This is a genomic window from Dietzia sp. WMMA184 (assembly GCF_002441635.1).
GTDB lineage: Bacteria > Actinomycetota > Actinomycetes > Mycobacteriales > Mycobacteriaceae > Dietzia > Dietzia kunjamensis.
On sequence record NZ_NXEI01000001.1, the window covers coordinates 1,992,296 to 2,009,479 of the forward strand.

A 17,184-nucleotide genomic window follows, 5' to 3' on the forward strand; every position below is an offset into this window, starting at 1 on the left:
AAGTGAAGGCCATGTCCGATCTCGATAAGTTCCCCCGGCCCGCCGTGGCCGTGGACCTGGCGATCCTCACCGTGACAGGGGCCGGCGGCACCGACCCCGAGCTGCGGGTATTCACGCAATCACGCCGGAATCCGGACGGTCGCGCGCTCCCGGGCGCGTTCCTGCGCGAGCGGACGACCGTCGCCGAGACCGCGGACCACGTACTCCGCGAGAAGGTCCGGATCGCGCCACACGAGACCATCCGTCCGCGCCTGCTGCGGCTCTTCGACGACCCGGGGCGGGACGAGCGGACGTGGGCCGTCTCCGCCGCCCACGCGCTCCCCCTGCCCGAGTCCGCGCTGGCCGGAGCGAACGGCGAACTCACCCGCGTCACCGCGGACGGCCGACTCGACGGCATCGAGTCGCTACTGTTCGACCACGACGCGATCGTCGACGCCGCGATCCGCGACGTCCGCGAGCTCTACGAGATCCGCCAGCGCTACGTCGACGTGGGCCCCGACCCCGACGGCTTCCTGGCCGAACCGTTCACGCTGCTCCAACTACGTCGCGTGCACGAGGCCGTGATCGGCGAGGAACTGCACAAGGACAACTTCGCGCGCCGGATGCGACCGCACCTGGAACCCGTCCTGGACGACGACGGCGAGGTGGCGCTGTCCACGGCCCTACGCGGTCGCCCGGCCGCGCTCTTCCGGCGCGCGCGCTGAGGCGTCCCGCGCCGCCCGCGACCGCAGCACCAGGGTCACGCCGACCGCACTGATCGCCATGCCGACCACGGCCGGGAGGGTGATCGGGACACCGAACATGAGCCACACCCAGACCATGGTCGTGGGCGGGGTGAGGTAGAGCAGCACGCTCGCGACGGTGGCGCCACGGGTGCGGGTGACAAAGACGAAGAGGACGTACCCACACAGGGTGGACAGGAACACCAGCCAGGCCACCGCCGCCCAGAAGTCGGGTTCGGCCACGGGCGCCGCCTGGCCGGTCACCAGAGCCGCGGACATCAGGGTGACCCCCGCGACGACGGACTGCATGGTGATCGACTGCAGCAGCGTCTCGGAGGGCCGCAGCCGCTGCGTGAGAACCGTGCCCGTGGCCAGACTGAGCATGCCCGCCGCCGGGAACAGGTACGCCCACCACGGGGCGGCGCCCGCGTCGAGACCGCCGGAGACCACCACCACGACGCCCGCCATCCCCAGCACCATGCCGACCCACATGCCGGCCGTCGTGCGCTCGCCGAGGACCCTGCCCGCCACCGTCGCCACCAGCAGTGGCTGGAGCGCGGCGATGAGCGCCGCGGTGCCGCCGTCGACGCCCCGGGAGACCCCCTCGAAGATCATGAACAGGAAGAACGCCTGACTGAACAGGCCCAACACCGCCTGCCGCGTCCACGCCGCGCGATCGTTCAACCGCACCCCCAGCACGAGGCAGACGGTCACCAACAGCACGCCGAGGATCGAGAACCGCCAGCCCAGCAGCTGCAGCGGGGTCCCGTCGGCCCGGATCCCGAGTTCCGCGCCGACATAGCCCGAGCTCCACATGAGCACCAGGGCCACCGACGCCAGATGGCCGGCGTTGCGGCGGAGCGCCTCTCGCGCGGGCTGAGCCATCGGCACAGCCTACGAAGCGGCCGACCTCGTCGTCGTCGTACTCTCGCGTCCCACCCCCGGCCTGTGGCCGTTCACCCCTCCGCGCTCACTCCTCTGCGCTCACTCCTCTGTGCTCATTCCTTCGCGTCGACGATCACCGTCCCGGCCTCGAGCCGGGTGCCCGTGGGGCCGCCACCGCCTCCTCGAGCGACGACGGCGCGCGGTCAGAGGTCGGACTGTGGTTTCTGTCGCGGCTCCGGGACGGGCGCCACTCGTCGGGCGTGGGGGAGGCGGTCGGGTCCATGGGATTCGCACTCGCGGTCATCGGGGTGTGCATCCTTATCGGCGGGACGTGGCTGCGGTGGATGTTCTGGCCGGTACGGGTGCTGGGCGCGATGCCCCTGACCGCGTACACCGCACACCTCCTCGTCTGGGCGGCGTGGATCGCCATCGCGCGCGCCGAGGGCCGACACTTCGACCCGATGGACGACTTCCGCGCCCTGGACCCGTTCTCGCCGATGACTCTCGGGGTGACGGCCGGGTGCGCCCTCTGGGCGGCGTTCGTCGGGCGCGAGGCCCCCTCGAGACAGCCGTCTCGCGGCTCGCGGTCGCAGGCCTTCCTCACCGTCTGCGTCGGTACGAAGTATGAAGGACCTATTATCGACGGTGTTGGTCGGGCTCTCACCGACCATTCCCCCCGATCCACCTAACCCGAAGGTGACTCCATGACCGACACCCGCGTGCCCCTGCGGCTCTCCGACGCCCCTCGCTCCGACGACGGCTACTACGGCCCCGACAGCATCTCCTGGCGGGTGTTCTCGGACCCGGCCTCGGGGCTCGGCGCGAAGAACGCGCTCTTCCTCCAGATGCTCGAACCGGGCATGATGACCCACTTCGATCGGGTCTCGCTGACCAGCGAGGGCGCCGATGAGATGGCCGCCCGGTTCGACCGCACGGCCGCCTACCTACGGGACTCGGTCTTCGCCGACACCGCCCACGCGGACGCGGCGGCCAAGCGCGTCGACCACCTCCACGAGATGGCGACCTGGACCAACCCGGAGACCGGAGAGGTGGAGGAGGCCAAGCAGCCGGAATGGATGCGGTGGACGTGGTGGACGTACATCTGGTCGGCCGTCCGGGGCTACCAGGAGTTCGGCCCGGGCCTGAGCACCGCGGACGCGGACCGCCTGGTGGTGGAGTCCCACATCGGCGCGGACAAACTGCACGTCCCCGGCCCGCACCTCGAGACCTTCGCAGAGGTCGACCAGTACGTACGCGAGGGCCTCGACACCAAGGCGTTGACCATCTTCGCCGCGATGGCCGGCCACTCGCTCCGGCACCCGGACGTGAAGGGCCCGGTGGCCAGGTGGGTCACCCGCCAGATCCTCAACGGCGTGCTGTCGCTGCTCCCTGATCAGGCCAAGCTGTTCTTCGCCGTGGAGGACCGCAGCGCCAAGGAGTTCGCCCGCGGGGCCCGGTTCACCAAGCTCGTCGCCACACTCGCGCGGAAGAACCGGACCGCCGAGGACCTCATCGCGCAGGCGATCGGTGAGTCCGTCGCGGCCCCCTACCAGCGGGTGCGGGTCAAGAAGGCCAAGGCCTCGCCGGCTTCCTGACGCGTCGACCGCGAGATCCCACACAGGCCCGACCCCGGCAGTGCGCCGGGCCGCGGCCTCCCGACCTGCGGTGCCCTGCACACGGTCCGCAGGGCACCGCAGGTCAGGGCCGGTCAGGGCCGGACGATGGCGGAGTGTCGCAGTGCAGCGGGTGGAGCGAGAGGGCGCGCGACGAGACTGTGCGCCATTTACATAGTGTGTGCCACACAGTAACGTGTACCGCATGGTCGACGACGCGGACGCGGCGCTGGGCACCCACCTGCAGGAACTCCGGCGCGGGTCGGTCGTTCTGGCGAGTCTGCTGGCCTGCCGGACGCCCAGGTACGGGTACGCCCTGCTCACCACGCTGGCCGAGGCGGGAATCGCCACCGAGGCCAACACCCTCTACCCGTTGCTGCGCCGCCTCGAAGGACAGGGCCTGCTCACCTCGACGTGGCGGACCGAGGAGCCCAGGCCCCGCAAGTACTACGAGACCACCGCGCTCGGCACCGAGACCGCCGAGCGCCTGCACGCCGAGTGGCTGGCATTGGGTGCCGGCTACACCGATCTGCGGAAGGCGGACGCGTGATGTCCACACTGACCGATCGCTACATCTCCGAGGTGGTCCGCCACCTCCCCGAGGACCAGCGCGGCGACATCTCCTCGGAGATCGCCGCGACCATCGCCGACATGGTTGCCGCCGAACCCGACGCCGTGAACGACGCCAGCGGGACCCCGCCGAGCGGGACCGCCGACCGCGCTTCCGCCGAGCGCGCTTCCGCCGAGCGCGCCGTCCTGGCGCGACTGGGCGACCCGGCCGAACTCGCTCGCCGCTATGCCGGCGCCCGCCAGTACCTCGTGGGGCCGGAGGTCTACCCGGTCTGGGCCCGGGTACTGCGGTGGCTCCTGCCCGTCGTGGGTGTCATCGCCGCCCTGGCCGGCAGCATCCTCTACGTCTCGACCACCGCGGAGCCGGAGCTCGGCGGTCTCATCGGCCAACTCGTCAGCTCCGTCGCCGCCGCCCTGCTCTGGGCCTTCGCGGCCTGGACGCTCGTGGTGGTGATCATCGAGCGGACGACCTCGGAGGGCGAACGCAGTCCGTTGTCCCTGACCCCCACCTGGGACCCGGCACACCTGGACGGCCACAGGGGCGGGGCCGAGTCCCGCGCGGACGCGGTCGTGTCGCTGGTGTTGCTGGCCGTCCTGGCCGCGGTGCCGTTCGTCCCGTCGACGTTCCTGTACATCGGCCATCTCAACGGCGGCGAGCCGCTCGTGAACCCCGCCATCCCCACCAGGTGGTTCACGGGGTACGTGCTGCTGATCGGAGCGCTGGCGCTCGTCCAGGTGTGGCGCCTGGTGAGGCCGGGCAGGTCACCGGCGCGGCTCGGCATCGACGTGGTGGCCGACGTTGTCTTCGGTGTCTTCCTCACGGTCCTGGTGCTGAGCCACGACCCGGTGATCCACCCCGGCCTCGTCGCGGACGACGGCGGCACGGCGACCACCGCGATCCGCTGGAGCATCATCGCCACGATCTGGGTGATCGTGGTCTGGGATCAGATCGAGACCCTGCGCGCATACCGGCGGGGGGCCGCGAACGCCGCGTGAACACCGCAGGCCGGAAATGGCGAACGCCCCCGTCCGCGTGGACGGGGGCGTTCCTTCTGTGCGCCCGAAGGGACTCGAACCCCTAACCTCTTGATCCGTAGTCAAGTGCTCTATCCATTGAGCTACGGGCGCAATATTCTTCTGTCGTGCCAGCTATCCGGTCACCCGGATCCCCGGCATGGCGGAGGCGAGAGGATTTGAACCTCCGGTCCCCTTTGAGGAGGACAACTCATTAGCAGTGAGTCCCATTCGGCCGCTCTGGCACGCCTCCTGGAGGCTCTGCTGAGCCAACGAGGAATTACAGTACACACAGGCCGGGCCGGTGCGCAAAACGGCCGGACACCGGGCCCGCAGGGGGTGGTCCTACCCTGTAGTCATGTCCCCCGACGTGCGCAGCGACCTCGACGCCATCCCCGCCTACATTCCGGGCGCCTCCGTGCCGGGCGCGGTCAAACTCGCGTCCAACGAGACCACCGCGGGCCCGCTGCCGAGCGTGGCGGCGGCCATCGCCGAGGCCGCGGCGGGCGCCAATCGCTACCCGGACATCACCGCCGGCGCGCTCGTCGACCGGCTCGCGGACTTCCTCGACGTGCCCACCGGGAACGTCACCGCCGGCTGCGGCTCGGTCGCCCTGTGCCAGCAACTGGTCCAGGCGGTGTGTGCACCGGGCGACGAGGTGGTCTTCGGCTGGCGCTCCTTCGAGGCGTACCCGATCATCGCCCGCATCGCCCACGCGGTCCCGATCGCGGTCCCCAACCGGGACGACGGGTCGCTGGACCTCGACGCGATCGTCGCCACCGTCACCGACCGGACCCGGCTGATCTTCGTCTGCACGCCCAACAACCCGACCGGCCCGGCGGTGACCCGCGCCGAACTCCTCGCTTTTCTCGACCGCGTCCCCGAACGGGTCACCGTGGCGCTGGACGAGGCCTACTACGAGTACATGCGATCCGAGGACCCGGTGGACGGCGTCGCCGAGGCGATGTCGCGGCCCAACGTGGTCTCGCTGCGCACCTTCTCCAAGGCCTACGGTCTGGCCGGCCTCCGTGTCGGCTACCTCGTCGGACCCGCCGAACTGGTGGTACCGGTGGCGAAGATGGTCGTCCCGTTCTCGGTGAGCTCCCTGGCGCAGGCCGCCGGAATCGCCTGCCTCGAGGCCGGGGACGAACTGCGGGCCCGCACCGACGCGGTCGTCGCCGAGCGCTCCCGCGTACGGGCTTCCCTGCTCGACATGGGGCACGCGGTCCCGGACACCCAGGCGAACTTCGTCTGGCTACCCCTCGGGGACGCCGCGGCTGATTTCGACGCCCACTGCCGCGAGCACCTGGTCGTCACCCGGTGTTTCGCCGGCGACGGAGTGCGGGTGTCCATCGGGGATCCCGAGGAAAACGACCGATTCCTCACTGCTGCCCGGCATTTCGTGACCAGAACGTAATGCTTCCGGCGGGGTCCCGTGACATCGCGAGGGCAGCATGGGCCGGGTTTGGGAGAGCAGGTCACGATCTCGCGACCCCCGGATCGCGGAACGTGCGAGCCCCCACCCCCCCTAGGAGACGATGTGCAGCAGAAGAGTTCATGGCACGAGGTGAACTCCGCAGCTATCCACACGTCCATAACGGGCCGCGTCGGGCCGGTCGCTTTCGCACTGTTCGCGGCCGTGGTCCTCGTCGCAACCCTCGCTTCCCCTCCGCGTGCCGACGCGCAGATCAGCAGTCCCTGGAGCCCGGCGGCGGAGACCCGGTCGGTCCGCATCCTGGGGATCGGGGAGTTCTCCGGTGCGCTGTCCCGGCCCGTGGGGTTCCAGGGCGAGCTCCGTGACGGCTCGGGCAACGTCCGCCCCGCCGGTGGCGGGCCACACCTCGCGGCCACGGTCGGAAAGTTGCGCGACCAGGCCGAGGATTCACTGCTGTTCGCCACCGGCGACTCGATCGGCGGGACCGCCCCCGAGGCCGCGTTGCTGGGTGACCGAGCGACCATCGAGTACTTCAACCGGCTCGGTGTGGACGGGGCCGGCGTGGGACGACGCGAACTCGAGAAGGGCGCCGACCACGTCCGATCCCTGGTGACGCCGGGGTGCGTGACCGAGCGGGACTGCCGCGTCGACCCCCCGCTCCCGCCGTTCCGTGGGGCGGCGTTCCCGTTCCTCGCGTCCAACGTCATCCCGTCGCCCGATTCGGCCCCCACCTTCCCCTTCGCCATCCACCGCGTCGGTGACGTCCTGGTGGGGGTCGTGGCGGTGACCGCCCCGTCGACGTCCGTCCCGGAGACGACCACGCGGTTGACCGACCCCGTCCGCGCGATCGACGAGACCGTGGAGTCACTCCGGTTCCTGGGCGTGGAGGCGATCGTCGCCATGGTCCAATCCGACACCGTCCACGCCAACCTCGACCCGGCGGCGTGCCCCGACGAGCTCACCGAGATGGACCTGGTCAAGCAGCTCAATCCCGCCGTGGACGCCCTCATCGTGGGAGCTTCCGGCGGCCCGGCCACCTGCCGTGTCTTCGACTCGGACAACGACGAGCGCGTCGTCGTTGCCCCCGCGTCCCACGGCCGGTCCGTCACCGTCGTCGACCTGGCGGTCGACCCCGCCACGGGCGACGTGATCCGGCCCCAGACGTCGGTGTTCAACCAGACGGTCAACCTCGACATCGAACCCGATGCCGGGACCGAGGAGCTCGTACGCCAGGCCCGGGCCGCCGCGGCGCCGCAGGCCCGCGAGGTCATCGGCACCGCCGACGAGACCATCGAGCGGGACATGGACGCGAACGGCGAGTCACCACTGGCAGACCTCATCGCCGACGGCCAGCTCCACGCCGCCCGGGGGCGGGGCGCCGAGCTCGCCCTGTCCAACCCGGACTCCCTGCGCACCGACCTCCCCGCCGGTCCCCTCGACTACGCCGACCTGCACACCGTGCAGCCCTACGGGGATCGCCTCTACCTGGTCACCGTGACCGGGGAGGAACTCCGCGCGGCCTTCGACCACTTCGCCGACGACATCGGCCGCAACGGCCCGGCGGTCTCGTCGAACGTGCGCTACACCGTCGACCTCCGCCGCCCGCCCGGAGCGAGGGTGTCGGAGATAATTATCGACGACGAGCCCGTCGACCCCCGGCGCGAGTACACCGTCGTGGTGAACGAGTTCCTCTCCTCCCCCGAGTGGCACGGCTCGGTCCTGGCCGAACGCGGGGACCGCCGCGAGGCCGGGGTGACCGATCTCGACGCACTGCGTCGCTATGTGGGCGAGGAGGGCCCGCTGAGCGCCCCCGAGACCGGCCGGATCAGCGTCGTCAGCTGACGAGGCCCGACAGCCGCACCGGGTCGCCGCAGGCCGGGCTCGGCACGGCACGCCGGGGGCCGACACGGGGGGGGCACCTCTCAGCGCCGCGGGCCTATCAAAGAGTAAGATCAGCTTCACTCTCCGCGATTCCGGACGCCCCCGCCCCTGTGCACCGTGCCCACCCAAGGAGAAAAAAGGTACTCCGCCTTATTGACTCCTGAGGAAGTGGTGGCCATGTCGTCGCGAAGACCCGTCGTGGGACCGGGGCACCTCCTCATGCGTGGCGCGGCCCTGGTGGGCGGCGCACTCACCCTGGTCGGCTGCATGACGACGACCGCCATTCCGCAGGTGGACCCGACCTATGCGGGAACCGTCCGACTGGACGAGGTCACGGTCCAGCGCTTCGAGTACCCGACCCGGGATTCCGACGCCGATCCCGAACAGAACTGGGCGGACCTGTACCTGCCGTCCGGGGCCCAGGAGGTCGACACCATCCCGCTCGCGGTCCTCATCCACGGAGGGGCGTGGCAGAACCAGCTGGGTGCGGACATCTTCGACCCCCTGGCGCGCGAACTGGCGAGCCGAGGGATGGCGGTCTACAACGTGGAGTACCGCCGGGTCGGTTCCGGCGGCGGCTGGCCCGGCACCTTCCGGGACATCGCGGACGCACTCGACCACGTGGTCGAGGTGGACCGGCGCTTCCCCCAGATCACGACCGACGACGAGGTCGTGGTGGGCCACAGCGCGGGCGCGCAACTCGCCGTGTGGGGCGGCACCCGCCACCTGCTCGAGGACGACGAGGTGGGCGCCGAGCCCGCATTCCGGCCCACGCGCGTGATCTCGATCGCCGGACCACTGGACATGGTCTATGCCGCGAACCACGGGGACGACAGGATCGTCACGGCGATCGGCGGGACGCCCTCCGAGTTCCCGTGGCGGTACGCGTCGGTGGACCCCATCCAGAACATCGACACCGGCACACCGGTCGTCGCGATCCACGGCAACCGGGATGCGACCGTCTCGGCGGAGAACTCCCGGCGCTACGTCGACGAGGTCACCCGCCGGGGAGGACGCGCCAAACTGGTCCTGCTCGAGGGTGAGGACCACGTCTCGATCGTGTCGGGGAAGTCCCGCTCGTACCCGCGGGTGCTCGAGATCATCCGCTACGTCGCGGCAGCGGACCTGCAGGAGACGACCGCCTGAGCGGGCCCTCGGTGACGAATTCCCGGCATCTCGGCCCCGTGCGGTGACCAGCCCGAGCGGCGGGGGCTGACGTCTGCCCCGGGTCGGCGTAAACTTCTGCCGATGACCGTTCGAGTGACCACGCACGACGTCACCTGTCAGCGGTGCGGAGCGCCCATCCCCGCTGGCACCCCTCAGCGGTTCTGGCTAGGCCCTCGCCCCAACTGCGTCGAATGCGACGAGCGGGCTCTCGAGAACTACGGCAACTACAGGCGTCGGTGCATCGAGCACAACGAACGCCGCCGCCGGGAGCTCGAAGATCGAGGCCTCTGACACGACAGTGACACGAGACCAGATACCGGTTCCGTAAACGCCCCTGAACTGGAAGTTCTCTGAGCTAAGGCGGAAGTGGAGGGATTTGAACCCCCGGTGCTGTTTAGGCACGCTCGCTTTCAAGGCGAGTGCATTCGGCCGCTCTGCCACACTTCCCCGCCGCCTGCCGCGACACGCACGACCGCGTGGTTCCACGTGGAACCCGCGTTGACGACGCCGTTCATCGTAGTGGACCGCGGGCGTACGCACCCAGCCCGCCCGCCCTCGGGTCTCATCCCGGCTACCGTCGGAGGACATGAAGGCAATCGCATATGACAACGGCCCCGACACCCTGCGCCTGACCGAGGTCGACGACCCGGTCGCGGCCGCCGGCGAGGTACTCATCGATGTCGCGGCCTCCGCGGTGAACCGGGCCGACCTGCTGCAGTCCAGGGGCCACTACCCGCCGCCGCCCGGCGCCTCCGAGATCCTCGGCCTCGAGTGCTCGGGCCGCATCTCGGCGGTCGGCGAGGGCGTGGAGGGCCTGGCGGTGGGCGACGAGGTGTGCGCGCTGCTGGCCGGCGGCGGGTACGCCGAGAAGGTGGCCGTCCCGGCCGGGCAGGTCATGCCGGTCCCCGCCGGGGTCTCGCTCCACGAGGCCGCGTCGCTCCCGGAGGTGGCGTGCACCGTCTGGTCGAACCTGGCCATGACGGGCGGGCTCGGCCGCGGCGTCCTGGCCGCGCAGGCCCGCTGGGGCGACACCGACCTCGGCGCCCCGCGGGTGCTGATCCACGGCGGTGCCGGCGGGATCGGCTCCCACGCGATCCAGGTGTGTCGCGCGCTCGGGGCCCGCGTGGCCACCACCGCTGGCGGGCCGGAGAAGGTGCAGATGTGCCGCGAACTGGGCGCGAACCTGGTGATCGACTACCGGGACGAGGACTTTGTCGAACGGGTCAAGGACTGGACCGACGACGACGAGCGCGGCCGCGGCGTCGACCTGGTCCTGGACGTGATGGGCGCGAAGTACCTGGAGAAGAACATCGCGTCCCTGGCGCCGGACGGTCGCGTCATCGTCATCGGCCTGCAGGGCGGGGTGAAGGGTGAGCTCAACCTGGGCCGGTTACTGCCCAAGAGGGCCGGCATCCTCGCGACCAACCTCCGGGCCCGACCTGCGGACGGCCCCGGCGGCAAGACCGGCATCTGCCGGGAGGTCGTGGACCAGGTGTGGCCGATGGTCGCAGCAGGGGACGTCACCACCCGGGTCTCCCGCGAGATCCCGCTCGACCGGGCCGCAGACGCACTGGCCCTGCTGGAGTCGGGCGAGAGCCACGGCAAGATCCTGCTCACGGTCGACTGATGCGATCCAGCACGTCGAGGGTCTCGTCGCACCAGCCCACCCACGCCTGCTCCGCCTGGATGCCCAACTTGAGCACCTGGTGCTGGAGCGCACCCCGGACCTCGACGGGGTCGCGGTCCGCGAAGTCCTGCTCCTCGATCTCCCGGTACCGCCGTAGGTTCTCCACCCGCTGGCGGCGGTGGTACCCGAGGGCCCGCCGAAGGTCATCCACCCTGCCCGTGGCCGCGGCCGCGCGGACACGGACCGCGAGGCTCGAGCGCATCGTTTCGGGCTCGTCGTCCTCCCCGATCCACTCCACCAGCAGGTCCCGGCCGGTGTCGGCGACGGCGAACCTCCTGGGTTGCCCCCGCCGCGGCGGTCCCTGCTGAGGCAGCTCGTGGATGAGGCCCGCGGACGCCAGCCGATCGAGCTCGCGGTAGATCTGCTGGTGGGTCGCGGGCCAGAAGTACCCGATCGACTTGTCGAACCGGCGGGCGAGTTCGATGCCGCTGCCCTCCCGCTCGGTGAGGGAGGTGAGGATCGCGAACTTCAGCGACATCGGGTCAGCGGGTCGCGGGCAGACCCGCGGTGAGAGCCGTCACCGCGTCGTCGTACTCGGACCGCAGCCGCTCGACCAGCTCGCGGACGGTCCCGACCGAGTCCACCGCGCCCACGCCCTGACCGGCGCCCCAGATGTCGCGCCACGCCTTGGAGTCGGTGGTCCCCCCGGAGCCGAAGTCCATGGCCGAGGGATCGGACTCGGGCAGATCGTCGGGGTTCAGGCCGGCGGCCTCGATACTGCCCCGCAGGTAGTTCCCGTGGATACCGGTGAAGAGGTTGCTGTAGACGATGTCGCCGGCGCCGCTGTCGACGATCATCTGCTTGTAGGCGTCGGTGGCGCGGGACTCCTCGGTCGCGAGGAACGCCGAACCCACGTAGGCGAGGTCGGCACCGGCCGCCTGTGCGGCGAGGATCGAGCGACCGTGGGCGATGGCCCCGGACAGCAGCAGCGGGCCGTCGAACCACTCGCGGATCTCGCTGACCAGCGCGAACGGCGACTGGGTGCCGGCGTGTCCCCCGGCGCCTGCGGCGACCGCGACGAGCCCGTCCGCGCCCTTCTCGACGGCCTTGCGGGCGAACCGGTCGTTGATCACGTCATGCAGGACGATGCCGCCGTACGAATGGACGGCCTCGTTGACCTCCTCGCGCGCACCGAGGGAGGTGATGACGATCGGCACCTCGTGCTCGACGACGGTGGCCAGGTCCTGCTCGAGCCGATCATTGGAGCGATGGACGATCTGGTTGACCGCGAACGGGGCGACGTACCGGTCGGGGTTAGCGGCGGCGAACGCCTCGTTGCTCTCCCGCACCTGCTCGATCCACTCGGCCAGCGCCGACTGCGGCCGAGCGTTGAGCGCCGGGAACGACCCGATCACCCCCGCCTGACACTGCGCTGCCACCAGCTCGGGGCCGGAGTAGATGAACATCGGCGAGGCGACCACCGGGACGGTGAGCGGGCCGGCGAGCACTGAGGGAAGGGCCATGAGCAGTCCTGTCGTGAGCGGGGCGGAGCAGACTTCTCCCCCGACCGTACGGTCGCGCCGACTTTTGTGCAACTAGTTGCACAAAAGTCGGCGGCCTCGCGTCAGCGACAGAACCCACACCTCACGGACGGGAGTCGCGGTCTAGGACAGCTCCGCGAAGCGTTCGGTGTCGCGTACCTTGCCGGAGACGATGATGGTGTCTCCGGGGTGCAGGATCGTGTCGGCGGCGGCGTAGGTGAAGCCCTCCCCGGGACGCTTGATCGCCACCACGGTCACGCCGTGGTCCGTGCGGATCGACGTCGCACCGAGACTGCGACCCGTCGCGAACGCGGGGGCGGTCGTCTTGACCATGGCGAATCCGTCATCGAACTCGATGTAGTCGATCATCCGGCCGCGGACCAGGTGGGCCACCCGCTTGCCCATGTCGTGTTCCGGCCGCACGACATGATGCACACCGATCTGCGTGAGGATTTTGGCGTGAGAGTTGCTGATCGCCTTGGCCCACACGTTGGCCACGCCCATATTGATCAGGGCCGAGGCGGTCAGCAGGCTGGCCTCGAGGTCGGAGCCGATCCCCACCACCGCGCGATCGAACTCGTGCACCGACAACTGACGTAGGGACTCCTCGTCTGTGGTGTCGGCCACCACCGCGTGGGTGAGGCGGTTGGCGATCTTCTGCACGACCGCATCGCTCGCGTCGACGCCCAACACCTCCGCGCCCTGGGACATCAACTCCAGGGCGAGCGACTTGCCGAACCGACCCAGACCGAGCACTGCCACGGCGTCCGGCGCTGATTTCCTAGCCAATGAGAGGCCTTTCTGCGGGAAGGTCGTACCGTCGTCCGCGCTGGCGAGCGGCCAGGGCACTGACCATGGTGATCGGGCCGATCCGGCCCAGGTACATCAGTCCGATCAGTATCCACTGACCCCACTCGGGAAGCCGCGCGGTGATGCCGGTGGACAGCCCCACCGTGGCGAACGCGGAGGTGACCTCGAACAGCAGTTCATTGAGCCCGAACGGCGTCCCCGCCAGGAGCACGATGGTCGAGACCGTCACCAATCCGATACCGATGAGGGCCACGGCCAACGCCTGGCGCTGGACGCGGGTGTCCACACGACGGTCGAAGATCGTGACCGTCTTCTCGCCCCGCACCTCAGCGACCATGACGAACAGCAGCAGCGCGAAGGTCGTCACCTTGATCCCGCCCGCGGTGCCTCCGCTGCCGCCTCCGATGAACATCAACACGTCGGTCACGAGCAGGGTGGCATCGTCCATCTGCGCGTAGTCGACGCTGTTGAAGCCGGCAGTTCTGGGCATCGTCCCCTGGAACGCGGCCACCAGGACCTTGTCGGCGAAACCGAACGATTGCAGCGTGCGGGTCCACTCCAGCGCCAGGACCGCCGCAAACCCCGCCAGCAGCAGGATCACCGTGACGTGCACGGTCAGCCGGGTGTGCAGGCTCCACCGCGGGTGCTCCCGGGCCGCCGACCCGGACCGGCGGATGCGCCGCCCCACCTCGAACAGGACCGGGAAGCCCAACCCGCCCAGGATCACGGCCACCATCAACGGCACACAGATCCACGGATCGGTGGCGAAGCCGATCACATTGTCGCTGTACAGCGCGAACCCGGCGTTGTTGAACGCCGAGATCGAATGGAACACGCCCAGCCACAGCGACCGCAGCACCGACTCGTCGTACCCGACCGCGAAACGAACCGCCAGAACCGCCGCGGTGACCGCCTCGATCAGCAGACTCATCCGGACCACGCCCACGACCACGCCCCGCACGTCGCCGAGTTCGGCCGCCCGGGCCTCGGCCGCGGTGTTCAACCGTGCCTTGAGCCCGATCCGGTGCGCCAACATCAACCCCACCAACGAGGCCATGGTCATGATCCCCAGGCCACCGATCTGGATCAGGCCCAGAATGACCGCCTGGCCGAATCCCGACCAGTGCACAGGGGTGTCCACCACGATCAACCCGGTCAAGCACATCGCCGACGTCGCCGTGAACAGCGCTGCGGTCACACTGGTGGCGCCCCCGGACGCCACCGCCGCGGGCAGCAGCAGCAACCCGGTCCCCACCGCGATCGCCGCAGCGAAACTCAGGGCGACGACCCGGACCGGACTCAACGTCGCCCAGCCCGCCCACCGCCGCATCACAGACGGTGACACCCGCCCATACGCAGTCACGAGGTCGAACAGTAGACCTCGGCGCCACCGATGAACAGTAGGAGTTCGCCCTCCGTGAACCGGCTGCGTATCACCGCAGCGTGCGGCCCACGACCCCCGCGTAGATCTCCTGCGCCAACCGCTCCGCGCCCTCCACGAGCGCGGCGACGGCTGCCGGATCGACGCCGCCCGCCGCGGGCACTCGGGGAACGACGGTGCGCGGGCCGTCGTCGGCCGCCACAGAACTCCACCGCGATCCGGCCGCGAGCAGCGACCCGTGCTTGACGTCGTAGTAGACCGACCCCGACCGGAGCGCCACCCCGGAGGCCCCGCGGGCCGCCGCGAAGAGATGCGGATGGAAACGGGTGGTCAGCCAGACCTGCCCAGGCCGGGCGGGCAGACCCGTGGCCCACAGTTCCTGGAAGGGCACGAAACGCGCACGGGGCAACCGCAGATCGGCCAGGGCGCGGCCCACCTCGTCGTCGTCGCCGTCTCCGCCCCGGCCACCGCCGGCACCGGACGCGGCCGCGGCGCGCGCACACACCCTGTCCCACACCACCCGGTCCCCACCGGGGATCGACTCGACGACGGTGATCCGCTCGCCCGGCACCGCCCACGCGGCGAGGATCCGCGCGACGGTGGCGGCGAGGACCTCGGGTTCCACCAGGTCGGATTGGGCGCAGAGCACCAGGTCGCGGCACGCGTCCGGGTCGGACGAGTAGACGGGGTGGTCGCCGGCCTCGACGCCACCCGCCGCCGACAGGGCGAGCCAGCCGTCGTCGGCCACGTGACGGACCGGCACCCCCGTGCCCGCGAGGAGCTCGAACGAGTCGGCGTCACGGACGGTGACCAGGTCGTAGTCGCGCACCGCCCCCGCCAACCGTCCGGCGTCCCCGCACGGCACGAACCCCTGACCGGTGGCCACCACGCGCGCGCCCGCCGCCCGGCCGGCCTCCCCCGCCGCTGCGACCACGCCCAGGTGATGCGGCCACAGGTCGTTGACGAAGCCCCCGCCGATGAGGTGGACCACAGACGCGCTGCGCAGCAGGTCGATGCCCGTGGCCAGCGCCGGACGCAGCCCGGGGTCGCCCACCGCGGCGCGACAGAACCCGATCGCCTCGTCGGCGCCGGTGTGCTCGGAGGCCAGGCGCCACAGGGTGTCGGTGAAGAGCACGTCCGGGTGCTCGGAATGGTGCAGGACCGCCGCCTGGCCGGGCGTGTGGCAGTCCACCACGACGGGCGTCCCCGGCAGTGCGTGCCGCAGGTAGCGCAGCCACCCCGCCAACAGCTGCTCGTCGCCGTGGTTGGGGTGACCGGCCGGAGCGACGAGGTACACGGGCCGGTGGCCCTCCCGCGGCCGGCCCCACCGCGCGTCCGCGGTGGCGCGCACGCCGTCGAGCCGGCGTCGGGCCCGTCGTCTCAGGCGGGCGGCGGGCGCGGCTCGGCGAGTCGGCGTCATGACGTCAACCCTGCCGCACCCCCGTGGGGCCACGCCCCCCCGGGTCAGACCGCCGCCGGCCGCCGGACCGGACTGAGGGTCAGATCGGTGGGATCAGATCCGCACGAGCATCTTGCCCACGTTCGCGCCCTTCATCAGATCGAGGAACGCGTCGACCGAGTTGTCGATGCCGTCGACGACGGTCTCGTCGAACACGATCTCGCCCGAGGAGACCCACGGGCCGACCTTCTCCGCGAACTCCTTGAACAGATGCATGTACTTGTTCACCGTGAAGCCCTGCAGGGTGAGGCCGCGGGTGATGGCGTGCCACATGTTGTCCGGCCCCGGCGCACGCTCGGTGGCGTTGTACGAACTGATCGCGCCGCACAGGGCCAGTCGGCCCCCGTCGTTCATCAGGTCGAGCGCGGCCTCGAGGTGGTCACCGCCCACGTTGTCGAAGTAGACGTCGATACCCTCACCGTCGCGGGCGCCGAAGTGCCCCCGCAGGAGCTCACGGACCGAGCCGTCCTTGTAATTGATCGCGGCGTCGAAGCCATAGCGCTCCGTGCACGTGGCGACCTTCTCCGCGCTGCCGGCCGAGCCGATGATCTTGGACGCGCCCTCGAGCCTGGCGATCTGGCCCACCGCGGAACCGACGGAACCCGCCGCACCCGAGACGAACACCGACTCGCCCGCCCGGAACCGTCCGATGTGCATGAGCCCCACGTACGCCGTGAGTCCGGTGGTGCCGAGGATGCCCAGGTACGCCGAGACCGGCACGCCGTCGATCTCCTCCACCACGCGGAACTGCCGACCGTCGGCCTGCGCGACGTCACGCCACCCCAGGTCGTGCAGGACCACCGCACCGACGGGGTGGGCGTCGGACCGCGACTCGACGACACGCCCCACCGCGGCACCGGTCATGGTCTCGTCGAGCTCGAACGGCGGGATGTAGGAGCGCCCCTCGTTCATGCGGCCACGCATGTAGGGATCCACGGAGACGTACTCGTTGGCCACCCGCACCTCGCCCTCGGCGAGCTCGGGCAGGTCGACGGTGACCGTGCGGAAGTTGTCGTGGGTCGGCCATCCGCGGGGGCGGCTCGCGAGCTGGATCTGCGTACTGGTCGTCATCTCTACTG

16 protein-coding genes and 3 tRNA genes are annotated in these 17,184 nt (G+C 70.5%); 9 read left to right on the top strand and 10 right to left on the bottom strand.

From position 1 onward, the window contains the following. The first annotated feature begins 11 nt into the window (after nt 1-11). The gene (locus CK206_RS09170; protein ID WP_096906225.1) at nt 12-704 is read left to right on the top strand and encodes an NUDIX hydrolase; all 693 of its coding nucleotides are present in this window, start codon (nt 12-14) and stop codon (nt 702-704) included. Here the strand turns inward: CK206_RS09170 and CK206_RS09175 are convergent. Beyond that, nucleotides 663-1,607, bottom strand: a complete 945-nt coding sequence (locus CK206_RS09175) for a DMT family transporter (protein ID WP_067714715.1) — start codon at nt 1,605-1,607, stop codon at nt 663-665. The genes CK206_RS09170 and CK206_RS09175 overlap by 42 nt on opposite strands. A 281-nt stretch (nt 1,608-1,888) precedes the next feature. Here CK206_RS09175 and CK206_RS09180 point away from each other — a divergent pair, with 281 nt between their 5' ends. From CK206_RS09180 to CK206_RS09195, 4 genes are all read left to right on the top strand, one after another. Continuing rightward, nucleotides 1,889-2,296, top strand: a complete 408-nt coding sequence (locus CK206_RS09180) for a hypothetical protein (protein WP_143337718.1) — start codon at nt 1,889-1,891, stop codon at nt 2,294-2,296. A gap of 15 nt (nt 2,297-2,311) precedes the next feature. Beyond that, entirely contained in the window at nt 2,312-3,202 is an 891-nt protein-coding gene (locus CK206_RS09185; protein ID WP_096906227.1) for an oxygenase MpaB family protein, read from the top strand. Nucleotides 3,203-3,425: 223 nt separating this feature from the next. Beyond that, nucleotides 3,426-3,770, top strand: a complete 345-nt coding sequence (locus tag CK206_RS09190; protein ID WP_096906228.1) for a PadR family transcriptional regulator — start codon at nt 3,426-3,428, stop codon at nt 3,768-3,770. Further along, complete coding sequence (locus CK206_RS09195) at nt 3,770-4,786, top strand: hypothetical protein (protein ID WP_096906229.1); 1,017 nt, start codon at nt 3,770-3,772, stop codon at nt 4,784-4,786. Before CK206_RS09190 ends, CK206_RS09195 begins: the two co-directional genes overlap by 1 nt. Before the next feature lie 59 nt (nt 4,787-4,845). Here CK206_RS09195 and CK206_RS09200 read toward each other — a convergent pair. Continuing rightward, a tRNA-Arg gene (locus CK206_RS09200) sits at nt 4,846-4,918 on the bottom strand. 47 nt (nt 4,919-4,965) lie between these two features. Further along, nucleotides 4,966-5,057: transfer RNA gene (locus CK206_RS09205), tRNA-Ser, on the bottom strand. A gap of 105 nt (nt 5,058-5,162) precedes the next feature. Here CK206_RS09205 and CK206_RS09210 point away from each other — a divergent pair. The 3 genes from CK206_RS09210 (at nt 5,163) to CK206_RS09220 (ending at nt 9,266) form a co-directional block, all read left to right on the top strand. Continuing rightward, nucleotides 5,163-6,221, top strand: coding sequence for a pyridoxal phosphate-dependent aminotransferase (locus CK206_RS09210; protein WP_096906230.1), 1,059 nt, complete (start codon nt 5,163-5,165; stop codon nt 6,219-6,221). A gap of 123 nt (nt 6,222-6,344) precedes the next feature. Next, nucleotides 6,345-8,081: a bifunctional UDP-sugar hydrolase/5'-nucleotidase gene (locus tag CK206_RS09215; protein ID WP_083249862.1), complete on the top strand. Its 1,737-nt coding sequence runs from the start codon at nt 6,345-6,347 to the stop codon at nt 8,079-8,081. Nucleotides 8,082-8,339: 258 nt separating this feature from the next. After that, nucleotides 8,340-9,266, top strand: coding sequence for an alpha/beta fold hydrolase (locus CK206_RS09220; RefSeq protein WP_083249863.1), 927 nt, complete (start codon nt 8,340-8,342; stop codon nt 9,264-9,266). Between the two features lie 382 nt (nt 9,267-9,648). Here the strand turns inward: CK206_RS09220 and CK206_RS09225 are convergent. Further along, a tRNA-Ser gene (locus CK206_RS09225) sits at nt 9,649-9,734 on the bottom strand. Nucleotides 9,735-9,873: 139 nt separating this feature from the next. Here CK206_RS09225 and CK206_RS09230 point away from each other — a divergent pair. Further along, nucleotides 9,874-10,914 carry an NAD(P)H-quinone oxidoreductase gene (locus CK206_RS09230; protein WP_096906231.1) on the top strand — a complete coding sequence of 347 codons (1,041 nt, stop codon included), beginning with the start codon at nt 9,874-9,876 and terminating at the stop codon, nt 10,912-10,914. Here CK206_RS09230 and CK206_RS09235 read toward each other — a convergent pair. The 6 genes from CK206_RS09235 to CK206_RS09260 all read right to left on the bottom strand — a co-directional run bounded on the left by CK206_RS09235 (nt 10,901) and on the right by CK206_RS09260 (nt 17,176). After that, a complete protein-coding gene (locus CK206_RS09235) occupies nt 10,901-11,452 on the bottom strand; it encodes a PadR family transcriptional regulator (RefSeq protein ID WP_069389249.1) in 552 nt (183 codons plus the stop codon). The genes CK206_RS09230 and CK206_RS09235 overlap by 14 nt on opposite strands. A 4-nt stretch (nt 11,453-11,456) precedes the next feature. Then, nucleotides 11,457-12,437, bottom strand: coding sequence for a nitronate monooxygenase family protein (locus tag CK206_RS09240; protein WP_069389250.1), 981 nt, complete (start codon nt 12,435-12,437; stop codon nt 11,457-11,459). A 141-nt stretch (nt 12,438-12,578) separates the two neighbouring features. Then, nucleotides 12,579-13,217, bottom strand: coding sequence for a TrkA family potassium uptake protein (locus tag CK206_RS09245; RefSeq protein WP_061229485.1), 639 nt, complete (start codon nt 13,215-13,217; stop codon nt 12,579-12,581). A gap of 19 nt (nt 13,218-13,236) precedes the next feature. Beyond that, nucleotides 13,237-14,595, bottom strand: coding sequence for a TrkH family potassium uptake protein (locus tag CK206_RS09250; RefSeq protein WP_069389251.1), 1,359 nt, complete (start codon nt 14,593-14,595; stop codon nt 13,237-13,239). A 103-nt stretch (nt 14,596-14,698) separates the two neighbouring features. After that, a complete protein-coding gene (locus tag CK206_RS09255; protein ID WP_096906232.1) occupies nt 14,699-16,066 on the bottom strand; it encodes a polysaccharide pyruvyl transferase family protein in 1,368 nt (455 codons plus the stop codon). 93 nt (nt 16,067-16,159) lie between these two features. Beyond that, on the bottom strand, nt 16,160-17,176 hold the full coding sequence (locus CK206_RS09260; RefSeq protein ID WP_069390377.1) for an NADP-dependent oxidoreductase: 1,017 nt from the start codon (nt 17,174-17,176) through the stop codon (nt 16,160-16,162). Nucleotides 17,177-17,184: the final 8 nt, after the last annotated feature.